Below are 19,676 nucleotides of genomic sequence, written 5' to 3'. Positions count from 1 at the left end.
ACGAAGGCGCGTACTAGCAGATAAATGTGATTTTAGACATACGCGCCAACTAGCCATCACTCGGCCTTCAATTCGGATTTGCCTTTTCGGGATGTGGCTCGATTTCGTCTTCATATTCGCGCAATCGCGAGATGACGCGTTCATCATTCGCATACTTCGATCTTAATCTGGCAAGAGCCTTGTCAGTTCCCTTGCACGAGGCATTGAGATGCCGTATTACTTCTTTCATTCTTCGCTTCTCAGAGGGATCGGGTATCTCCCCTCGAAAGTGATCACAATCATCTCTCTTTGCGATAAAGGATTGCACCTCCTTCGGCAACTCCGATGCTGCAAAGGAGGACCGCAATACGAAGCAAATCAGAATTGCCGGCAACAATACGTTTCGCATAGATTGGCGCTTATCCATTTGATGGGGTGCATTCTGTGAGAAAAAGGAATCGATATTTCCTGTGGCGAAATAGAGAGTTCTGCGCACGTTCGCTTTATTAGACGGCATCAGGTAAGCACTTCTATTCATCTGAAAGCTTCCACTGTGCCCCAAGACACCAAACGGGAAGCTGACGCACAGATATCCGTCGTCGGCGTCCGTCACCATTCCCCACTCCGCAGCAAGAGGATTCAGATCAGTAGGTTGCACTTCAAAACCTAATAAATTGGACTAAGCCACAACACTCGTTAGCTAGAATCTTCCACTGATTCAATGCGCACTATGATTTAACTCAATTCCTAGCGTAGGGGTAAACTTAAACTGAGGCCTTCACTCTGATGGAAGGCTCTACCTATGCGGCGCTATAACATCACAGTAGGTGCAAAGACAACCACAGGCGGTGTCGTGCAAGCGACTACGACTCCAGCAATGATAAGCGGGAAGAGGATTGCCGTCGAAGGCGACACCATTTATTGTCCGAAATGCAAAAAGACAGGAACAATAGTATGTATCTCACCACGGCATAAGCAACACCTTCAAGGAAAAAACTGCGCACTTTCTGACGATATTTGTTCATGTGGATGCTTTCCCCCTCCTCGCCTGCTGGCAAGTCAAACTTTACGCTACCAATCCTTTTCATCAGAGCAAAATTCTCAGAATTCTAGCGTTTCAATTGCGACATTACTGCTCGCCTCTGAAATCAAAGATTTTGTGCCTGACGAATTGGAACAATACTTTATAGTCACCAGAGATGAACCAGAGACACCTAATCTGACATACGTTATCCATGAAGATGGCGTAGTTCTGGACCGAGGTATGTTTGGTGCTGATTCAAAAACCAAGGCATTCTCGATTCATCAAGACCTGCAATTCACCTGCTGGGCGAATCCAACATGAGTATTCTCGACCCACAGACCAAACTACTCGCCGCAATTGCGTACGGCGAGGCTTCACCTGCGAATCTAAAAGATGAATTTATCGGAATTGCCCACACTGTGATGAACCGATGCAGAATCTGGGGCAATAAAACAGTCGAGCAATTGATCGCAGCAGACCCAAACTACACTTATGTCGTACAGGGAAAAAGTAAGCGCTACAACAATTTCATGGAAATTTATGAAATCAAACAGTTGAGCAAGGACGCTGGAAAACTGCTCGCCTGGGAGTCAGCCCAGGAAGTGCTCGCAAACTCTACATCAGATCCATCGCATGGTGCATTTTGGTGGGATGGAGTAGATTTCTCAACCAACTTTTCACGTCACCCAAAAGTCATCGATGGTTTCAAGTTTGGCTCGCCTGATCACAATATATTTGGAGTTAAGGAGCAACTTCGAAAGACAAAAATTTACTGGATCATCAAGAATAAAAATACCGGAAAAGAAGTTGCATCTAAAGTACGCGGTGAATATACGTGTGTTTGGTTATCAACCGCCGCTATCGGAAAAACTATCTTCTGGAAACACGCACCGGAATATCTTGCTGCAACTGGCTGCAAGGAGTATCGATGACGTCACTTATACTGACTCTAGGCTTGGTGCTTACCAACGAACTAGCTCAAAGCTATCAAGACTATTTCAGCACTTTACAAGGGCAGGTGTTTTCCCCTCGAACCATTATTCAGGGGCCTAAAATAACGCACAATTATTTGTCCTGGAAAGAAACCAGAGTTTCTTTTGCAAGCGCAACGGTCTTTCCAGCCGAACAAATTATCCCGGGAGACTTGGGCTCCCATCCCACCGCCTATCGATCGGGAAAGCTAGACTGCATAGAGGGACAAGCCGCTGCGAGCAGCGGCACTGCCGTACGACACTTTGCCATCTACGTGATAGACCGTCGTCAAAAAAAACCCGTCATGTATAAACTCCCTGGTATGTTTGGCTCATGCCGAAACATACGCGAAGGAGACAGGGGAGATATACTTTTTGACGACATTAATTACCGATATGAGCCCGAAATGGAGATTCCGTACGGGATTAGCTTTACTGAATACCGCATTGATCACGGAAAATTCAAACCCACAGGCAAAATTCGATACGCCCGGTTTATCGAACAAGAGAATGTCTGGAAGTTCCAACTAGAGAACTAAAAAAGCCCCCCAAAAAAAGTCTTGGCAGAAAAGGAAAAAGCCTGCTACTCCGTGAGGAGTAGCAGGCTTTATGATCCTGGTGCCGCTTGCCGGAATCGAACTGGCGACCTTTTCATTACGAATGAACTGCTCTACCGACTGAGCTAAAGCGGCTGGGTCGCATATTCTAACAAATAATTCTCGCAGCGCGCTAGTCCCAAATCGAAAAATTTGCAACGCGCTAACGAAAACCCGTCAGAACCCGCGAAAAACCGTGGTTTTAGCCCTGATGGTAGCTGGTCACCACCGCCACTTCATCGCGCGAACCGAGGAATACCGGCACGCGCTGATGCAGTTTGTGCGGCTGGATATCCATGATGCGCTGCTTGCCATCGGTGGCCGCGCCGCCGGCCTGCTCGACGATGAAGGCCATAGGATTAGCTTCATACATCAGACGCAGTTTGCCCGGCATCGAGGTATCACGCAGATCGGCCGGATACATGAACACGCCGCCGCGGTTCAGAATACGGTGCACGTCGGCCACCATCGATGCGATCCAGCGCATGTTGAAGTTGGTGCCGCGCGGGCCCGTTTCGCCGGCCAGCAGTTCGTCGATGTAGCGTTTGACAGGCGGGTGCCAGTGGCGCGCGTTCGACATATTGATAGCGAATTCCTTGGTCTTAGCAGGAATCTGCATATTGCGCTGGGTGAGTACCCACGAACCCATCTCGCGGTCCAGCGTGAAGCAGTTCACGCCATTACCGGTGGTGAGCACCAGCATGGTCTGCGGGCCGTACACGGCGTAGCCTGCGGCCACCTGCTGGGTACCCGGCTGCATGAAGTCCGCTTCGGTCGGCTGGCCCATGCCTTCCGGTGCTTTCAGCACGGAGAAGATGGTACCGATCGAGACGTTCACGTCGATGTTGGAGGAGCCGTCCAGTGGATCGAACAGCAGCATGTATTCGCCCTTAGGATAGCGATTAGGAATCGGGTGGATGGATTCCATCTCTTCCGACGCCATCGCTGCCAGATGGCCGCCCCACTCATTCGCTTCCAGCAGAATTTCGTTGGAGATGATGTCCAGCTTTTTCTGCACTTCGCCCTGAATGTTTTCCGTTTCGGCGGTGCCCAGCACTTCGCCCAGCGCGCCTTTGCCGACGGCATGGCTGATGGTTTTGCAGGCGCGCGCCACCACTTCGATCAGCAGGCGCAGTTCGGCCGGAATCGAGTTGTGCTGGCGTTGTTCTTCCACCAGATATTGAGTAAGGCTGATACGTTTCATAAGTACCCTTGGTTTGGTTTGAATTAGTTAGCCAGTGCTTTGCTGACGACTTCCTGCACGTCGTTCGACAGCTTGCTCTGGGCGGCGACCTGTTCCAGCGCCTGCTTCATTTTTTCCTGTAGCGCCGGTGCGTAACGGCGCCAGCGATCCATGCTGCGGGCCAGTCGCGCCGCCACTTGCGGGTTGATGCCATCGAGCTGTATCACCAGTTCGGCCCAGAAGGCGTAGGCGCTACCGTCAGCTGCATGGAACTGGGCCGGATTACCGTTGGTGAAATTGAAGATCAGACTACGTGCACGGTTAGGATTTTTCAGCGTGAAGGCCGGATGCTGCATCAGCTTGCGCACGGCGGCCACGTTGGTGGCCGGTGCGGCGGCCTGCATGGCGAACCACTTGTCCACCACCAGCGCTTCGTTCTCGAAGTCCTTGTAGAAGGCATCCAGATACGGCGCTGCATCACTGCCGCTGTGGATCAATGCGACCAGTGCTGCTGCGCGGTCGGTCATATTGCTGGCGTTATCGCACTGCTGCTGCGCCAGTTGCAATTCGGCCGCTTCCGGTGCCACCAGCAGATACGACAGACACAGATTCTTCAGCGCGCGTTTGCCGGCCGACAGCGCATCGGGGCTGTATGCGCCCGGAGTCTGGTTGGCGTGGTATTGCGCCAGCAGCTCGCTTTTCAGCGCAGCACCGATAGTGCGGCGCATGAACTGGCGCGCCGTGTGAATGGCTTGCGGGTCCACCACTTCCATCTGCTCGGCGATGATGGTTTCCGATGGCAGTATCAGCGCCAGCTCGCGGAAGGCTGGATCGAGCGATTCATCGACCAGCAGCGCACGCTGCGCTTCGATGAAGGTGTTATCGAGTTTGAGCACGGCGGCATCACCATGCGCCGTCACCTGCGCTGTCAGTTTGAGCAGGCGTTCCATCGCTAGGCGCTGCCCCGCTTCCCAGCGGTTCACGGCATCGCTGTCATGACGGTACAGGTGCAGCAGTTCGTCGTCCGTATAGTCATATTCCAGCACCACCGGTGCCGAGAAATCGCGCAGGATAGACGGGACAGGACGTTCGTCCACATTGCGGAAGCGGAAAATCTGCTCCTGCTCTTTGAGCTCGAGCACCACCGTGGTGGCACCTTTCGGATGGTCGCCGCCTTCCAGCAGCAGCGGCAGGTCTTTGCCATTGGCGTCCAGCAGACCAACCGCCACAGGGATGTGGAACGGCAGCTTGTCCGGCTGGCCTGCCGTGGCTGGGCAGCGCTGACTCAGGATGATGTCGAAATTGCGTTTGACGGCGTCGTAACGGGTGCGCGCCGACACCACCGGCGTGCCGGCCTGACTGTACCAGCGCTCGAACTGGCGCAGGTCGCGGCCATTCGCATCGGCCATGGCGGCGCGGAAGTCATCGCACTCCACTGCCTGCCCGTCGTGGCGGGCGAAGTACAGATCCATGCCCTTGCGGAAGCCGTCACGGCCCAGCAGGGTCTGATACATGCGCACGACTTCGGCGCCTTTTTCGTACACGGTCACCGTGTAGAAGTTATTGATCTCGACGAAGGAATCAGGCCGTACGGGATGCGCCATCGGGCCCGCGTCTTCAGGGAACTGCGCCTGACGCAGCGTGCGTACCTGATCGATGCGGGTCACGGCGCGGCCGCTGTCCGTACCTATCATGTCGGCGCTGAATTCCTGATCGCGGAATACCGTCAGGCCTTCCTTCAGCGACAGCTGGAACCAGTCGCGACACGTCACGCGGTTGCCCGTCCAGTTGTGGAAGTATTCGTGGCCCACCACGGCTTCGATCCCGGCGTAGTCGATATCGGTTGCCACGCGCGGGTTGGCCAGCACGAACTTGGTGTTGAAGATGTTCAGGCCCTTGTTTTCCATCGCGCCCATGTTGAAATCACCCACGGCGACGATCATGAAGCGGTCCAGATCAAGTTCGAGGCCGAAGCGTTCCTCGTCCCAGCGGATCGAGTTCTTCAGCGACTGCATGGCGTAGTCGGTCTTGTCCAGATTGCCCTCTTCCACCCACACTTGCAGCAGCACCTCGCGGCCCGACTTGAGCGTGTAATGCTCTTCCTGACACACCAGCCGCGCAGCCACCAGCGCAAACAGGTAGGAAGGTTTCTTGAACGGGTCTTCCCATTTGGCGTAGTGGCGGCCGTCGTCCAGGTCACCCGATTCGATCAGGTTACCGTTCGACAGCAGCACCGGATAGCGCGCCTTGTCGGCCCGCAGCATCACGGTGTACTTGGCCATCACATCGGGACGATCAGGGAAATAGGTAATGCGGCGGAAGCCTTCCGCTTCGCACTGGGTGTAGAAACTGCCGTTCGACACGTACAGGCCGGACAGCGAGGTGTTCTGCACGGGCGTGCACAGGGTTTCGATTTCCAGCACCACTTGCGCCGGTGCGCGCGGGATCGTCAGCACCGAGCCGTCGATCTTGTATTCGGTCGGCGCCAGTGCGCGGCCATTCAGGCGCAGTTCCACCAGATCCAGTTCCTCGCCGTGCAGCACGATGGAGCGGCTAGGACTGGCCGGATTGTGCTGCATGGTGATGCGGTTAGCGACGATGGTGCGGTCCGGATCAAGATCGAATCCCAGCTCCACTGTTTCCACCAGATAACTTGGGACGGTGTAATCTTTACGGTAGATGGTCGGTGGCGTGCTGTCTGGTCGCATGAAAATCCCGTGAAACGTGAGCAAAAGTCTATTTTACCAATACCGGCGCTGACGGTCGCATGAAATCGGGCATGCCAGCCATAATGAAAGTGACAGCTTTCCCGTCGGCCGTAACTTTCTGTAAGATTCGTGCAACGGTGCGCAGAGCGTCGTAAACTACCCTGTGCACCCATCCGACTAACTTTTGCCGAGGCCAGACCATGAAAAAAATCGCCCTCATCGCTACCGCCGCCGCCGTGCTGCTGAGCGGCTGTGCCACCACCCTGCGCAGTGACGTCACCTCCTTCAACGCATGGAGCGCGGAAGCGCGCGAGCAAAGCTATGCCTTCGAAGCACCGCAGGGCGCCGACGATACGCTGGAATACCGCAGCTACCAGCTACTGGTGGCGCGTGAACTGGACAAACTGGGACTGCGTCAGGCGGCAGCCGACCAGCCGGCGAAATTGCTCGTGGGAATGAAATACAGCACGGTAGACCATCCCGTGCGCATACTGGAAGCGCAGGACCCGTTCATGGTCGGGCCATACTGGGGACCGGGCTGGGGTCGTTACGGCTGGGGCTACAGCCGGCTCGGCTATCGTCCCTACTTCTACGATCCGTTCGGCTATGGCGCGCCCGTCATGGTGACCGAACGCATCAAACATGAATACCAGCGCCAGCTGCGCATTACCATCAATGGTACGGATGGACGCAAGCTGTACGATGTCACCGTCAACAACACCAGCCGCGTGGCAGCCACGCCGCAAGTGATGCCGGCGCTGGTGCAGAGCGCCTTCACGGGCTTCCCCGGCCAGAACGGCGTACCGCGCCGGGTTGATCTGGAACTGAAACCGCAGACGGAATCGGCGCCCGTAGCACCCGCCAAAGCCGGCTAAACCCGCGCCGCCCCTCTCATGCAGCCGGTTCTACCGGCTGCAATGCGTTTACGGCAGCAATATCGATGAGCCGGTCGTCTGGCGGGCTTCCAACTCCGTATGGGCGCGTCCCACCTCGGCCAGCGCATAGCGCTGACGCACATCGATTTTGACCTCGCCGCTGGCGACCACGCCGAACAGCGATTTGGCCGCCGTTTCCAGTTCGGCACGGGTGGACATATATGCCATCAGCGAAGGGCGCGTAACAAACAGCGAGCCACGGTTGGCCAGTTCGCTCAAGCTGAACGGGTCTACCGGCCCCGAAGCATTGCCGAAGCTGACCATGGTGCCCAGCGGGCGCAGACAATCGAGCGAACCGATGAAAGTATCCTTGCCGATCGAATCGTAGACCGCCGTCACGCCTTTACCACCGGTGATTTCGCGCACCCGCGTGGTGAAGTTTTCCTTGTTGTAGTTGATGACGTGGTGGGCGCCGTTGCGCGTTGCCAGCTCCGCCTTCTCGTCCGAACCCACCGTGCCGATCAGGGTTACGCCCAGCAGCTTGGCCCACTGGCAGGCGATCAGACCTACGCCGCCGGCAGCGGCATGGAACAGGATGGTGTCGCCCGCCTTCAGCGGCACGGTACGGTGGAACAGATACTGCACGGTCAGGCCTTGCAGCATCATGGCGGCAGCCGTGTCGAAGTCCACGTTATCAGGCAGCACCAGCAATTGCGAAGCAGGCATATTGCGCGCCTCGGCATAGGCGCCGATAGGACGACCCGCATAGGCCACGCGGTCGCCCACTTTGACTTCGGTGACACCTTCGCCAATGGCTTCCACCACGCCGGCGCCTTCCATGCCCAGCCCGCCGGGAAGGGGCTGAGGGTACAGGCCGGTACGGAAGTACACATCGATGAAATTGATGCCGATGGCGTGCTGGCGCACCTGCGCTTCACCGGGGCCGGGCGCGCCCAGCTCCACATCCACCAGCTCCATCACTTCCGGACCGCCCACGCGGTTCATGCGGATCACCTTGGTCATAACGCCTCCTGTACGCTCTGGCTTGAGGAAAGAGAAAGTCTAGCGCCGCTTAGCCGCGTGCAGCGCGCTGCTGCAGTTGCGACAACACCAGATGGGCCGAGGAGACATTGGTAGCGCACGGCGTGTTGTGCACGTCGCAGGCGCGTACCAGTGCATTGATGTCCGGCTCGTGCGGCTGCGGCGTCATCGGATCACGCAGGAAGATCACGCAATCGATACCGCCTTCCACCAGCATGGAACCGATCTGCAAGTCGCCGCCGAAAGGCCCCGAATGCTTGCGGTCCACCGTCAGACCCACTTCCTTGACCAGACGACCACCCGTGGTGCCCGTTGCAGTAAGCTCGCAGGTAGCGAGGAAGTCCTTGTACTGGCTGGCCAGCGCAATCATGTCGTCTTTTTTCTTATCGTGGGCAATCAGGGCAATGCGGGTTTTCATCAGAGAGTTTTCCTATTTTTTCGATAAAAGATAGATCCCGGCCAGCACCAGCGCGGTGCCGCCCAGCTGCCAGGATGTGACGGGTTCGCCCAGCAGCAGCGCCCCCAGAAACAGCGTAGAAACGGGCCCGATCATACCAGCCTGCGAGGCCGTACCGGCGCCGATGCGCTCCACCGCCGCCATAGTCATAAACACCGGCATCACGGTACACAGAATACCGTTCACCAACGACAGCCCATATACAGGCAGCGGCTGCAGCAGCCCCGTAACGGGGCGCAGTAGCAGAAACTGTCCCACACAGGCCACGGTGGACACGCACATGGCATACGAAACGAGCCGCAGCGAACCAAGCCGGCGCACCATTTCGCCCGACAGCAGCAGGTAGACGGCATAGGCCGCGGCCGATCCCGTTACCAGCGTAGCACCGAGCGCCACGTTACGGTTGCCGCTATTGAGGTCATGCAGGAACACGAACACGATGCCGCAGTAGGACAGCAGCAGCGCCAGCCACTGGCGCCGGCTGATATGCTGCTTGAGCAGCGTAGAGGAAATCAGGAGAACGAAAGTCGGCGTGAGGAACAGGATCAGGCGTTCCAGCCCCACCGAGATGTATTGCAGACCGAGGAAATCGAGGAAGCTGGACAGATAGTAGCCCACCAGCCCCAGTCCCAGCACGCGCCAGCGGTCGGCGCGCGACAGCGGCGCCTCGGTGCGCATCTTCCAGATCGCCACGGCCGCGAACACGGGCAGCGAGAACAGCATACGGAAAGCGATCAGCGTAACGGCGTCGATCTGATAACGGTACAGCAGCTTCGCCACCACCGCCTTAGTCGAAAACAGCACAGCCCCGCCGACGGCGATACCGAGTCCGCCCAGATAGGCGGCACGCGCCGCAGCGCCATCCTTGATCCCTTTATCCATACAGCAATTGTAAAGGCAAATCAAAAACGGGGTCAGGTCGGGCAAAGTGCAGGTGTCAGGTCGGGCATTTGTGCAGCCTCAGCCAGCGGCACTGAGATCAGACTATATTGGGACAGGTCGGCCGTTCGTGCGGGCAAAGCCATGAAAAGTAACAAGCCGCAACTTGCCCCTTTGCCCGACCTGACACCTGCACTTTGCCCGACCTGACCCCACGCTGGAGTTAGCTGATGCTCACTGCTGCGCTGCCGGCGTTGACGGTCGCGGTGGTGATGCGTGCCACCACGTTCGCTGGCGCGCTGCCGCCTACCAGTTTGTTGACTTGCTTGAACTGCGCTACCAGTTTGTCCGGCGTCAGCGTCACCACGGTGTAGCCCTGCGCATCCGTGTTCAGGTGCTTGAGCCACGGATTGTTGCCCAGACCGGCCAGTTGCTGCGCCAGCGCCAGCAGGCTGGTGTTGAAGTCGCTATTGGCTTGCAGGCCAGACAGGACGGCACTGGTGGTGGCATCGAGTTGCGCTTCCGGCAAACCTTTGGCACCCAGTGCACCACGAATCTGCACGCGGGTCTGCTCCAGCAGGCTGGTCACCGTCGGTGCGGCCTTGCCCATGGTGTAGTCGAGCAGGTTGAAGCTGAGGTTCAGCGTGCCCAGCCCCGTTACCGGCACCGCCATCGGGTAGGTCACCAGTGCTGCGATATCACCCAGCGCCGTGGCGGCATCGCGCAGATACACGAAAAAGGAATCGGAACTGATACCCGCCGTGACCAGATCCGTCATCACGGGTGTACCGCCGCCCGCGGCGTCGAAGTCGTCGCTCACCGTGCCGGCAAAGAAGGCATGGATATCGCCCGTCAGCGCCACTACGTTGCTCACGCTGTTGGATTTCAAGTGTGCCATCAGCGCCTTGCGCTCGGCGTTGTAGCCATCCCACTGGTCGCAGTTGAGCAGGAAACGCGCGAAGAACGGCGCCAGCGCGGCCTGCTTGCCCGCTGCCTGCACGAATACGGAGGCGGCCTTGTTGGCCTGCACTTCCGGCTTGATATAGCCGAAGGCGATGGTCTGCGCGCCCGTGCCGACCAGCGTGGCTGGCGTAGCAGCGACCACGCCGCTGCCGGCGATATACACGGCGGTGTAAGTCGCCACTGCGATGCCGGCCTGCGATGCCGTCAGCCCGGCTTTCATGCCGGCCGCCACACGCGCTTCGTTGCTGCTGCCAGCTACCGCGTAAGCTGCCATGATGGCACCTGCGCCCTGCTGCGCCAGTACAGGCGAAGCGCCCGCCGTAGCCGCGGCCACGATGGCTGCCGCCAGCGGGAAGTTGCCGCCCGTCGCCGTCACGGTGTTACCGATCGACGTGGCCAGCGTGGCGATGGAATTCAGTGCCAGCAAGGTGGCGACGGCATCCGTGCCGTTCAAACCCATGCGCAGCAGCGACACTTCATTGCCCCACAGCTTCCAAGTGCTGCTGGCCGACTTCATCTTGTCCATCCACCACTGACGCTGGGTGGCTCCCAGTATCGATACGGTGGCCAGCGGTTCCAGCCCGATGGCCGCGGCACCGCCCATCTTCTGGGCTTCCACCGTGTTGTAAACATCCTGCTGCACCAGATAGCGCGCGCCCAGACGCCCCAGCGGCTTGCCCGTGGCCGGATTGATGGCCGACTCGGGAATCACGTGGTCGGCGCGGTACAGGCGCTGGTCCGTCATCACCAGCTGCATCAGTTTGCCGAACTGGAAATCGCGGTAGATCTTGATGTTCTGGAAGCCGGCAGCGGCCGTATCGAGCACCACATCGGCGGGCATGAATTCAAACCATGCCTGACTGGCGCTGCGGCGACGGCTAGTCTGGTGCAGATCGGAGCCGTCGGTCTGATTAAAGCTGCCGTCATAGGTCTGGGCATCCTGCCACGCATCGTCGCTAAATTCGTGATCGTCCCAGATGGCGATGAAAGCAAAGCGCTCGTGCAGCGCCTGCAGGCGCGCATCGGTGCGGTACTTTTTGTACAGATAGCGGTAGTCGGCCAGCGTGTTGGCATACTGCACGCCGCTGCTGCCATTCTTGTAGGCGCCATCCGGCAGCTTGAGCTTTTCGTGACGGCTTTCCACACTGCCCTGCTGGAAGTCTTCGCCCACGGTCTCGTAGATGTAGTCGCCCAAATGGACGATGAAATCGAGGTTCTCGCTGGCGATGCTGCTCATCGCGCCCCAGTGGTTGATGCTCCAGTCCTGACAGGTCATGTAGGCGAACTGCAGCTGGGCCACATCGGCTTCGGCGGCCGGTGCCGTTTTGAAGCGTCCCACGCGGGAACGGCTGTCACCGGCGATGAACTGATAGTAGTACAAAGTGTTCGGCGTCAAGCCGGTCACTTTGTGGCGCACGGTGTTGTCAAATTGCGACTGCAAAGGCACGGTGGCATCGGCCACCAGCTGTCCGGTCAGGGCCTGATTGCTGCCCATGGCGGCGCTATTATCGGCTGCCGTCAGAATCACGCGGATGCTGCTATCGGCCACGCCCGTCAGCACGGCCACATCGTCGGCCGTCGCCGGTACGGCACGGGTCCACAGAATGATGCTGTCGCTGTGCGGATCGCCCGACGCTACGCTTTGCGGGAACTTCCAGGCGCCGCTGGCCGCTGGCGCACTGCCAGCGCTGCTGCTACCGCCGCAGGCCGTCAGCCCTGCCCCCGTCGCCACGGAAGCCGTGATGAAGCTGCCGAACTTAATAAATTGCCGTCTATCCATAGTCTCTCTCCTGGTTTTATTTTGGTTATAAGAAAGAAAATGTTATCAGCGGAAAATGACGCTCGTGCTACATAAAATGGAGGTATCCCTCTAAGCCGACTTCCGGTTACCAGCCGCCGGCGCTAGCGTGGATGGCCATGCGGCCTATGCTAAAATATCGCCCTCACCCGAATACCAACCAACACCAACGAACACCGCCGAAGGAAGAGCAAACATGGCTGGACATAGCAAATGGGCCAATATCAAACACAAAAAGGCTGCCGCTGACGCAAAGCGTGGCAAGATCTGGACCCGTCTGATCAAGGAAATTACCGTTGCTGCCCGCATGGGCGGTGGCGACGTGCAGACCAACCCCCGTCTGCGTCTGGCTGTGGACAAGGCTGCCGACGCGAATATGCCGAAGGATAACGTACAGCGCGCGATCAACCGCGGCGCCGGTGGCGACGATGGCGCCAACTACGAGGAAGTCCGCTACGAAGGCTACGGCATCGGCGGCGCTGCCGTGATCGTCGACTGCATGACCGATAACCGTGTACGTACCGTGGCCGAAGTGCGCAATGCCTTCAACAAGAACGGCGGCAACATGGGCAACGAAGGCTCGGTGGCCTTCATGTTCAAACACTGTGGCCAGTTCCTGTTCGCCCCGGGCACCAACGAAGACGCGCTGATGGAAGTGGCACTGGAAGCAGGCGCCGAAGACGTGATCGCCGACGAAGAAGGCGGTTTCGAAGTGCTGTGCGGCCCGCACGATTTCGCTGGCGTGAAAGACGCACTGGAAGCGGCCGGCTTCAAAGCCGAAGTGGCCGAGATCATCATGAAGCCCGCCACGGAAACCGTGTTCAGTGGCGACAACGCCGTCAAGATGCAGAAGCTGCTCGATGCACTGGAAGCTCTGGACGATGTACAGGAAGTCTACTCCAACGCACTGATCGAAGACTGAGGACATATGAAAATTTTGGTAGTCGGCTCTGGTGGCCGTGAACACGCACTGGCCTGGAAACTGGCGCAATCCGAGCGCATCCAGATGGTCTACGTTGCTCCCGGCAATGGCGGTACCGCACGCGATGCGCGTCTGGTCAACGTCAACATCACCGACCTGCACGAACTGGCAAATTTCGTCGAACAGGAAAACATCGGCCTGACCGTGGTCGGTCCGGAAACCCCGCTGGCTGGCGGCATCGTCAACCTGTTCCGCGCACGCGGCCTGAAAATCTTCGGCCCGTCGAAAGAAGCAGCCCAGCTGGAGTCGTCGAAAGACTTCGCCAAGGCCTTCATGCAGCGTCACGGCATTCCTACGGCCCGCTACCAGACTTTCTCCGATGTGACTCAGGCGCACGCCTACATCGATGCCAACGGCGCGCCTATCGTCATCAAGGCCGACGGCCTGGCTGCTGGTAAAGGCGTAGTAGTGGCACTGACGCTGGAAGAAGCCCACCGCGCAGTGGACGATATGCTGGCCGATAACCGCTTCGGCGATGCCGGCGCGCGCATCGTGATCGAAGAATTCCTCGCCGGCGAAGAAGCCAGCTTCATCGTCATGTGCGATGGCAAAAACGTGCTGCCACTGGCCACCAGCCAGGACCACAAACGCCTGAAGGACAATGACGAAGGCCCCAACACGGGCGGCATGGGCGCCTACTCGCCTGCACCGATCGTTACGCCGGCCATGCATGCGCGCGTAATGCGCGAGATCATCAACCCGACCATCGCCGGTATGGCCAAGGATGGCATCGTGTTCACCGGTTTCCTGTATGCCGGTCTGATGATCGACGCTGCCGGCAATCCGCGTACGCTGGAATTCAACTGCCGCATGGGCGACCCTGAAACCCAGCCTATCATGTCGCGTCTGAAAACCGATCTGGTCACGGTGATGGAACATGCCGTCAACGGCACGCTCGATCAGGTGGAACTGGAATGGGACCGTCGCACGGCCGTTGGCGTGGTACTGGCAGCCGCCGGCTATCCTGACACCCCGCAAAAAGGCGCGGTGATCGACGGCATTCCGGCCGAAACGGCGGAAAGCGTCACCTTCCACGCTGGTACGGTGGAAAACGCTGGCCAGTTGCAGGTCAGCGGTGGCCGCGTGCTGTGCGTGGTGGGTCTGGGCGATAGCATCAAGATGGCGCAGAAGCAGGCTTACGAAGTGGTCGACCAGATCAGCTTCGAAGGCATGCAGTGCCGTCGCGACATCGGCTGGCGCGGTCTTAAGCACTAAGTTCTCGCACTAAGCTCTACTTAGTTCTGCTGTAGGCAGGTGGGTATCACAAAAACGCGCAACAGGGTACAATCCACCCTCACTTTTTTTAATTGCGCCGCTTTATGCCCACCTCCCCTAACCCTGAAGCCGTCAAGGCTTATCTGCTGGAGCTGCAAAACCGCATCGTTCAGGCACTGGAGACGGTGGATGGCAAGCCCTTCCTGCGCGATGCGTGGGAACGGCCGGAAGGCGGCGGCGGGATTTCCCGTCTGGTTGAAGAAGGCAATGTGATCGAGCGCGGCGGGGTGAATTTCTCCCACGTGGCCGGCGCCAAACTGCCTCCTTCTGCGGCGGCCTCGCGCCCCGATCTGGGCGGCAAACCATGGGAAGCCATGGGCGTATCGCTGGTACTGCATCCGCGTAATCCGTATGCACCGACGGTGCACATGAATGTGCGCTTTTTCACCACCACCAATGCAGCCGGCGAACCGGTCTGGTGGTTCGGTGGCGGCATGGACCTGACGCCATACTATGGCAATGTGGACGACGCCAAGCACTTCCACCGCACCTGTGCGGACGCGCTGGCGCCACATGGCGCCGAACTGCACCCGCGCTTTAAAAAGTGGTGCGACGAATATTTTTACCTGAAACACCGGCAGGAAGCACGCGGCGTAGGCGGCATGTTCTTCGATGATTACAACGAAGGCGGTTTCGAGGCCAGCTTCGCCATGATGCGCAGCGTGGGCGACGCCTTCCTCGCGGCCTATCAGCCTATCCTGGAACGCCGCAAAGATACGCCGTATGGCGAGCGTGAACGCGATTTCCAGGCGTATCGCCGCGGCCGTTATGTCGAATTTAATCTGGTGTTCGACCGTGGCACGCTGTTCGGCCTGCAGTCGGGCGGCCGCACGGAAGCCATCCTGATGTCGATGCCGCCTATCGTCAAATGGCGCTATCGCTGGGAACCCGAAGCCGGCTCGCCGGAAGCGGCGCTGTACACCGACTTCCTGCCCCACCGCGACTGGCTCGCTGCGTGACGATGGCCCGCCGAATCGCACTGCTGGGAGGCAGCTACGATCCGGTGCATAACGGTCATGTGGCGCTGGGACAGTATTTCGCGCACTTGCTGCAGGCTGACCAGTTACGCATCATCCCGGCCGGCGCGCCGTGGCAGAAATCCGGCCTCAAGGCCAGCCCGCTGCAACGGGCAGAAATGACAGCGCTGGCGTTTGCCGGCGCGGCCGCCAACGTGGTGATCGACCCGCAGGAGATCGAACGGGCCGCGCAAGGGCAGCCAACCTACACAATTGACACGCTGCGTCAGGTACGCAGCGAACAGGGGCCGGACGCTTCCATCAGCTTCATCATGGGCGCCGACCAGTTGCAAAAACTCGATAGCTGGCGCGAATGGCGCGTGCTGTTCGACTACGCCCACATCTGCGTAGCGACCCGCCCCGGCTATGACATTGCCACCGCTGGCCTGCCGCCAGCCGTGGCCGAGGTGTTTTCCAGTCGGCTGGGAACACCGGAACAAATCCGTAACACGCCGCACGGTCTGACTTATCTGGCACAGGACCTCGCGGTGGATATCTCTGCCACCGGACTACGTGCGGCATTACAACGGGGGGAAGCGGCAAACTCGCTTATCCCGCCGCTAGTGCTAGACTATATTGAACAACACCATCTATACAAAAGCTAATGGACATCAAAAAACTGCAAACCCTCGTCGTTGACGCTCTGGAAGACGTCAAAGGCCAAGATATCGTCCTGTTCGATACCACCCACCTCACCAGCCTGTTCGACCGCATCGCTATCGCATCCGGTACCTCGAACCGCCAGACCAAGGCGCTGGCCGCCTCGGTGCGCGACAAGGTCAAGGAAGCCGGCGGCGACGTCTACGGCATGGAAGGTGAAGACACGGGTGAATGGGTACTGGTCGATCTGGGCGATATGATCGTCCACATCATGCAGGCACCTATCCGCGCCTACTACCGTCTGGAAGAAATCTGGGGCGACAAGCCAGTCAAACTGGGCGCCGCCAAGCGTAAATCGACCAAGGAAGGCGAAGCTGCTGCAGCGCCGAAGAAGGTCAGCACCCACCTCGCCGCTGGCAAGAAAGCCGTGGATGCTAGCCCTGTGATCGAGAAGAAAGCCCCGGCGCGCAAAGCCGCTGCTGCCAAACCGGCCGCCGAGAAGAAGACCGCAGTCAAGAAAGAAGCTGCTGTCCCAACTGGCAAAACCGTCAAGGTTGGCAAAACCAAAACCGCGATCGCTGCTGCCGCTGCACTGAAAGCCCAGCCGCCTAAGCGCAAGCCAGCCAAGCCTAAGGCGGAAGAAGCACCGGTGAAAACCGTCATCAAGCGTATCAAGAAAGCTGCCGAGTAAGTCTAGATGCAGCTCATCATCGCTGCGGTCGGCCATAAAATGCCGGCCTGGATAGAGACTGGCTACGCCGAATACGTCAAGCGCATGCCGCCGGAACTCAAGATCGTGCTGAAGGAAATCAAGCCGGTCGAGCGTTCCGGTAGCAAGACGGCTGCCACCGCGATGGCGCTCGAACGCGAGCGCATCGAAGCAGCCCTGCCCAAATCCGTGCGCATCATCGCGCTCGACGAACGGGGCAAGGACCTGACTTCGGTGGGTCTGTCGCAGCAGCTCGAAGCGTGGCAGCAGGATGGCCGTGATACGGCCTTCCTGATCGGCGGCGCCGACGGTCTCGATCCTGCATTAAAAGCCCGCGCCGAAGGCCTGATCCGCATCTCCAGCATGACCCTGCCGCACGGCATGGTGCGGGTGATGCTGGCCGAGCAGCTCTACCGCGCGTGGACCATCACCCAAAACCATCCCTACCACCGAGTCTGAGGTCCGCCATGCAGTCAGCCGAAAACATGATCTATCTTGCTTCCAAAAGCCCGCGTCGTCGTGAACTGCTGCGCCAGATCGGCGTGGATTTCGAGCTGCTGCAACTGCGTAGCGATGGCCGTCGCGGCATGGACGTGACGGAAGAAGTGCTGCGCGGCGAAACTCCGGAAGTGTATGTGGCGCGCGTGGCGCATGAAAAAGCCCACTTCGCCAACCGCATCGTCAAGCTGCGTAACATGCCTTCGCGCCTGATTATGGGTGCCGATACCACCGTCACCATCGACGGCCGCATCCTCGGCAAGCCGGGCAGCGTGACGGAAGCGCGCGGCATGCTGGAACTGCTGTCGGGCCGCACCCATCAGGTGCTGACCTCGGTGGCAGTGTGCTCGGATGCGTTCCAGGGCCAGTTCACGCAAGTGTCCGAGGTGCGCTTCTGCAAGCTGTCGCCGGAAGCCATACAGGCCTATTGCAATACCAAGGAACCGTTCGACAAGGCCGGCGGCTACGGCATCCAGGGCATGGCCGGCCAGTTCATCGAACACATCTCGGGCAGCCATTCCGGCATCATGGGCCTGCCACTGTACGAGACGGCCCAGCTACTCAAGCAGGCCGGTTTGCCGCTGCTGTAAGCGGCGTGTATGATCGACGTTCATAACCAGATGCAGTCCCCGGAGACCTATGAACGAAGACATACTGATCAACATCACCCCGCAGGAAACCCGCGTCGCCCTGATCCTGCAGGGCGCCGTGCAGGAACTGCACATCGAACGCACGCTCACGCGCGGCCTCGCCGGTAACGTCTATTCCGGCAAGGTGGTGCGGGTACTGCCGGGCATGCAGTCGGCCTTCATCGACATTGGTCTGGAGCGCGCCGCCTTCCTGCACGTGGCCGACATCTGGGAAGCCCGTCCGCACGACGGCAGCCAGAATGCTGCACCGACCCCGATAGAAAAAATCCTGTTCGACGGTCAGGTACTGACCGTACAGGTGATCAAAGATCCGATCGGCACCAAAGGTGCCCGCCTGTCGACCCAGATCTCGATTGCCGGCCGCATGCTGGTGTATCTGCCGCAGGATAGCCACATCGGCATCTCGCAGAAAATCGAAAAGGAAGCCGACCGCGAAGCGCTGCGCGTACGCCTGCAAAGCCTGCTGCCGGAAGATGAAAAAGGCGGCTACATCGTGCGTACCCAGGCCGAGGAGGCCAGCGATTCCGATATCGCGGCCGACATCGAATACCTGCGCAAGACGTGGGCGGCGATCAGCCATGGTGCGCGTACCAAACCGGCCACCACCCTGCTGCATCAGGATCTGAGTCTGGCCCAGCGCGTGCTGCGCGACTTTGTGCACGACGAAACGGCCACCATCCAGGTGGACTCGCGCGAGAACTATCTGAACCTGCAGGAATTCGGCAAGACCTACACGCCTAGCGTACTGCCTCGGTTACAGCACTACACGGGCGAGCGTCCCCTGTTCGATCTGTACGGTGTAGAAGAAGAGATACTACGCGCACTGGGGCGCCGCGTCGACCTGAAATCGGGCGGCTACCTGATCGTCGACCAGACCGAAGCGATGACCACCATCGACGTCAACACGGGCGGCTTTGTGGGCGGGCGCAATTTTGCCGACACCATCTTCAAGACCAATCTGGAAGCGGCGCACGCGATTGCGCGCCAGCTGCGCTTGCGCAATCTGGGCGGCATCATCATCCTCGATTTCATCGACATGGAAAACACCGAGCACCGTAACGCCGTGCTGCAGGAACTGAAGAAAACCCTGTCGCGCGACCGCACCAAAGTCTCCGTATCGGGCTTCTCGGCGCTGGGACTGGTGGAGATGACGCGCAAGCGCACGCGCGAATCGCTGGCCCACATCCTGTGCGAACCCTGCCCTGCCTGCAACGGCAAAGGACAGGTCAAAACCTCGCGCACCATCTGCTACGAAATCCTGCGCGAACTGCTACGCGAAGCCAAGCAATTCAACCCGCGCGAATTCCGCATCCTCGCCTCGCAGGAAGTGGTCGACCTATTCCTCGAAGAAGAGTCGCAACACCTCGCCATGCTGGGCGACTTCATCGGCAAGAAAATCTCGCTGCAAGTAGAAACCGCCTACCACCAGGAACAGTACGACGTCATCCTGATGTAAAGCGGGGTCAGGTCGG

Annotated in this window: 19 protein-coding genes and 1 tRNA gene; 12 read left to right on the top strand and 8 right to left on the bottom strand. The window is 58.9% G+C overall.

Annotated elements, in window-relative coordinates:
* Window positions 1-67: 67 nt before the first annotated feature.
* Window positions 68-637 (bottom strand): hypothetical protein, encoded by a 570-nt coding sequence (locus tag ABNT42_RS11895; RefSeq protein WP_348697194.1) that lies wholly within the window; start codon window positions 635-637, stop codon window positions 68-70.
* 144 nt (window positions 638-781) lie between these two features.
* Between ABNT42_RS11895 and ABNT42_RS11890 the strand changes: the two genes are divergently transcribed.
* Genes ABNT42_RS11890 through ABNT42_RS11880 form a run of 3 tightly spaced genes read left to right on the top strand, consistent with a single transcriptional unit; the run spans window position 782 to window position 2,513 of the window.
* Window positions 782-1,324, top strand: coding sequence for a PAAR domain-containing protein (locus ABNT42_RS11890; RefSeq protein ID WP_348697192.1), 543 nt, complete (start codon window positions 782-784; stop codon window positions 1,322-1,324).
* A complete protein-coding gene (locus tag ABNT42_RS11885; protein WP_348697190.1) occupies window positions 1,321-1,935 on the top strand; it encodes a hypothetical protein in 615 nt (204 codons plus the stop codon). The genes ABNT42_RS11890 and ABNT42_RS11885 overlap by 4 nt, the downstream gene beginning before the upstream one ends.
* Window positions 1,932-2,513 (top strand): hypothetical protein, encoded by a 582-nt coding sequence (locus ABNT42_RS11880; RefSeq protein WP_348697188.1) that lies wholly within the window; start codon window positions 1,932-1,934, stop codon window positions 2,511-2,513. The genes ABNT42_RS11885 and ABNT42_RS11880 overlap by 4 nt, the downstream gene beginning before the upstream one ends.
* A 77-nt stretch (window positions 2,514-2,590) precedes the next feature.
* Here the strand turns inward: ABNT42_RS11880 and ABNT42_RS11875 are convergent.
* The 3 genes from ABNT42_RS11875 to pepN all read right to left on the bottom strand — a co-directional run bounded on the left by ABNT42_RS11875 (window position 2,591) and on the right by pepN (window position 6,461).
* Window positions 2,591-2,666, bottom strand: a tRNA-Thr gene (locus ABNT42_RS11875).
* Window positions 2,667-2,772: 106 nt separating this feature from the next.
* On the bottom strand, window positions 2,773-3,774 hold the full coding sequence (locus ABNT42_RS11870) for a class 1 fructose-bisphosphatase (protein WP_348697185.1): 1,002 nt from the start codon (window positions 3,772-3,774) through the stop codon (window positions 2,773-2,775).
* Between the two features lie 23 nt (window positions 3,775-3,797).
* Window positions 3,798-6,461, bottom strand: a complete 2,664-nt coding sequence (pepN, locus tag ABNT42_RS11865; protein ID WP_348697183.1) for an aminopeptidase N — start codon at window positions 6,459-6,461, stop codon at window positions 3,798-3,800.
* A 200-nt stretch (window positions 6,462-6,661) separates the two neighbouring features.
* Between pepN and ABNT42_RS11860 the strand changes: the two genes are divergently transcribed.
* Complete coding sequence (locus tag ABNT42_RS11860) at window positions 6,662-7,336, top strand: DUF4136 domain-containing protein (protein ID WP_348697182.1); 675 nt, start codon at window positions 6,662-6,664, stop codon at window positions 7,334-7,336.
* Between the two features lie 48 nt (window positions 7,337-7,384).
* Here ABNT42_RS11860 and ABNT42_RS11855 read toward each other — a convergent pair whose 3' ends face one another.
* The 4 genes from ABNT42_RS11855 to ABNT42_RS11840 all read right to left on the bottom strand — a co-directional run bounded on the left by ABNT42_RS11855 (window position 7,385) and on the right by ABNT42_RS11840 (window position 12,456).
* Entirely contained in the window at window positions 7,385-8,359 is a 975-nt protein-coding gene (locus tag ABNT42_RS11855) for a quinone oxidoreductase (protein WP_348697181.1), read from the bottom strand.
* A gap of 49 nt (window positions 8,360-8,408) precedes the next feature.
* Complete coding sequence (locus ABNT42_RS11850) at window positions 8,409-8,795, bottom strand: methylglyoxal synthase (protein ID WP_155433060.1); 387 nt, start codon at window positions 8,793-8,795, stop codon at window positions 8,409-8,411.
* Between the two features lie 12 nt (window positions 8,796-8,807).
* Window positions 8,808-9,716 carry a DMT family transporter gene (locus ABNT42_RS11845; protein ID WP_348697180.1) on the bottom strand — a complete coding sequence of 303 codons (909 nt, stop codon included), beginning with the start codon at window positions 9,714-9,716 and terminating at the stop codon, window positions 8,808-8,810.
* 220 nt (window positions 9,717-9,936) lie between these two features.
* A complete protein-coding gene (locus ABNT42_RS11840) occupies window positions 9,937-12,456 on the bottom strand; it encodes an alkaline phosphatase D family protein (protein WP_348697178.1) in 2,520 nt (839 codons plus the stop codon).
* 214 nt (window positions 12,457-12,670) lie between these two features.
* Between ABNT42_RS11840 and ABNT42_RS11835 the strand changes: the two genes are divergently transcribed.
* The 8 genes from ABNT42_RS11835 to rng all read left to right on the top strand — a co-directional run bounded on the left by ABNT42_RS11835 (window position 12,671) and on the right by rng (window position 19,660).
* Complete coding sequence (locus ABNT42_RS11835) at window positions 12,671-13,396, top strand: YebC/PmpR family DNA-binding transcriptional regulator (RefSeq protein WP_348697177.1); 726 nt, start codon at window positions 12,671-12,673, stop codon at window positions 13,394-13,396.
* 6 nt (window positions 13,397-13,402) lie between these two features.
* Window positions 13,403-14,671, top strand: a complete 1,269-nt coding sequence (purD, locus tag ABNT42_RS11830) for a phosphoribosylamine--glycine ligase (protein WP_348697175.1) — start codon at window positions 13,403-13,405, stop codon at window positions 14,669-14,671.
* A 104-nt stretch (window positions 14,672-14,775) separates the two neighbouring features.
* Window positions 14,776-15,690 carry an oxygen-dependent coproporphyrinogen oxidase gene (hemF, locus tag ABNT42_RS11825; protein ID WP_348697173.1) on the top strand — a complete coding sequence of 305 codons (915 nt, stop codon included), beginning with the start codon at window positions 14,776-14,778 and terminating at the stop codon, window positions 15,688-15,690.
* A 2-nt stretch (window positions 15,691-15,692) separates the two neighbouring features.
* Window positions 15,693-16,352 carry a nicotinate-nucleotide adenylyltransferase gene (locus ABNT42_RS11820; protein WP_348697171.1) on the top strand — a complete coding sequence of 220 codons (660 nt, stop codon included), beginning with the start codon at window positions 15,693-15,695 and terminating at the stop codon, window positions 16,350-16,352.
* Window positions 16,352-17,038, top strand: a complete 687-nt coding sequence (gene rsfS / locus ABNT42_RS11815) for a ribosome silencing factor (RefSeq protein WP_155433053.1) — start codon at window positions 16,352-16,354, stop codon at window positions 17,036-17,038. The genes ABNT42_RS11820 and rsfS overlap by 1 nt, the downstream gene beginning before the upstream one ends.
* Before the next feature lie 6 nt (window positions 17,039-17,044).
* A complete protein-coding gene (gene rlmH / locus ABNT42_RS11810; protein WP_072789839.1) occupies window positions 17,045-17,515 on the top strand; it encodes a 23S rRNA (pseudouridine(1915)-N(3))-methyltransferase RlmH in 471 nt (156 codons plus the stop codon).
* 8 nt (window positions 17,516-17,523) lie between these two features.
* Window positions 17,524-18,144 carry a Maf family protein gene (locus ABNT42_RS11805; protein ID WP_348697169.1) on the top strand — a complete coding sequence of 207 codons (621 nt, stop codon included), beginning with the start codon at window positions 17,524-17,526 and terminating at the stop codon, window positions 18,142-18,144.
* Between the two features lie 49 nt (window positions 18,145-18,193).
* Window positions 18,194-19,660, top strand: coding sequence for a ribonuclease G (gene rng / locus ABNT42_RS11800; protein WP_348697167.1), 1,467 nt, complete (start codon window positions 18,194-18,196; stop codon window positions 19,658-19,660).
* Window positions 19,661-19,676 lie beyond the last annotated feature (16 nt).

The sequence above is a fragment of the Duganella fentianensis genome (assembly GCF_964031615.1).
Taxonomy (GTDB): domain Bacteria; phylum Pseudomonadota; class Gammaproteobacteria; order Burkholderiales; family Burkholderiaceae_D; genus Rugamonas; species Rugamonas fentianensis_A.
Note: the sequence above shows the minus strand (reverse complement) of the source record. Positions and strands in the feature narration are given on the sequence as shown.

Coding starts and splice junctions, on each gene's coding strand:
- ABNT42_RS11890 (WP_348697192.1), top strand. CDS start 782: ATGCGGCGCTATAACATCACAGTAGGTGCAAAGACAACCACAGGCGGT.
- ABNT42_RS11885 (WP_348697190.1), top strand. CDS start 1,321: ATGAGTATTCTCGACCCACAGACCAAACTACTCGCCGCAATTGCGTAC.
- ABNT42_RS11880 (WP_348697188.1), top strand. CDS start 1,932: ATGACGTCACTTATACTGACTCTAGGCTTGGTGCTTACCAACGAACTA.
- ABNT42_RS11870 (WP_348697185.1), bottom strand. CDS start 3,774: ATGAAACGTATCAGCCTTACTCAATATCTGGTGGAAGAACAACGCCAG.
- pepN (WP_348697183.1), bottom strand. CDS start 6,461: ATGCGACCAGACAGCACGCCACCGACCATCTACCGTAAAGATTACACC.
- ABNT42_RS11860 (WP_348697182.1), top strand. CDS start 6,662: ATGAAAAAAATCGCCCTCATCGCTACCGCCGCCGCCGTGCTGCTGAGC.
- ABNT42_RS11855 (WP_348697181.1), bottom strand. CDS start 8,359: ATGACCAAGGTGATCCGCATGAACCGCGTGGGCGGTCCGGAAGTGATG.
- ABNT42_RS11850 (WP_155433060.1), bottom strand. CDS start 8,795: ATGAAAACCCGCATTGCCCTGATTGCCCACGATAAGAAAAAAGACGAC.
- ABNT42_RS11845 (WP_348697180.1), bottom strand. CDS start 9,716: ATGGATAAAGGGATCAAGGATGGCGCTGCGGCGCGTGCCGCCTATCTG.
- ABNT42_RS11840 (WP_348697178.1), bottom strand. CDS start 12,456: ATGGATAGACGGCAATTTATTAAGTTCGGCAGCTTCATCACGGCTTCC.
- ABNT42_RS11835 (WP_348697177.1), top strand. CDS start 12,671: ATGGCTGGACATAGCAAATGGGCCAATATCAAACACAAAAAGGCTGCC.
- purD (WP_348697175.1), top strand. CDS start 13,403: ATGAAAATTTTGGTAGTCGGCTCTGGTGGCCGTGAACACGCACTGGCC.
- hemF (WP_348697173.1), top strand. CDS start 14,776: ATGCCCACCTCCCCTAACCCTGAAGCCGTCAAGGCTTATCTGCTGGAG.
- ABNT42_RS11820 (WP_348697171.1), top strand. CDS start 15,693: ATGGCCCGCCGAATCGCACTGCTGGGAGGCAGCTACGATCCGGTGCAT.
- rsfS (WP_155433053.1), top strand. CDS start 16,352: ATGGACATCAAAAAACTGCAAACCCTCGTCGTTGACGCTCTGGAAGAC.
- rlmH (WP_072789839.1), top strand. CDS start 17,045: ATGCAGCTCATCATCGCTGCGGTCGGCCATAAAATGCCGGCCTGGATA.
- ABNT42_RS11805 (WP_348697169.1), top strand. CDS start 17,524: ATGCAGTCAGCCGAAAACATGATCTATCTTGCTTCCAAAAGCCCGCGT.
- rng (WP_348697167.1), top strand. CDS start 18,194: ATGAACGAAGACATACTGATCAACATCACCCCGCAGGAAACCCGCGTC.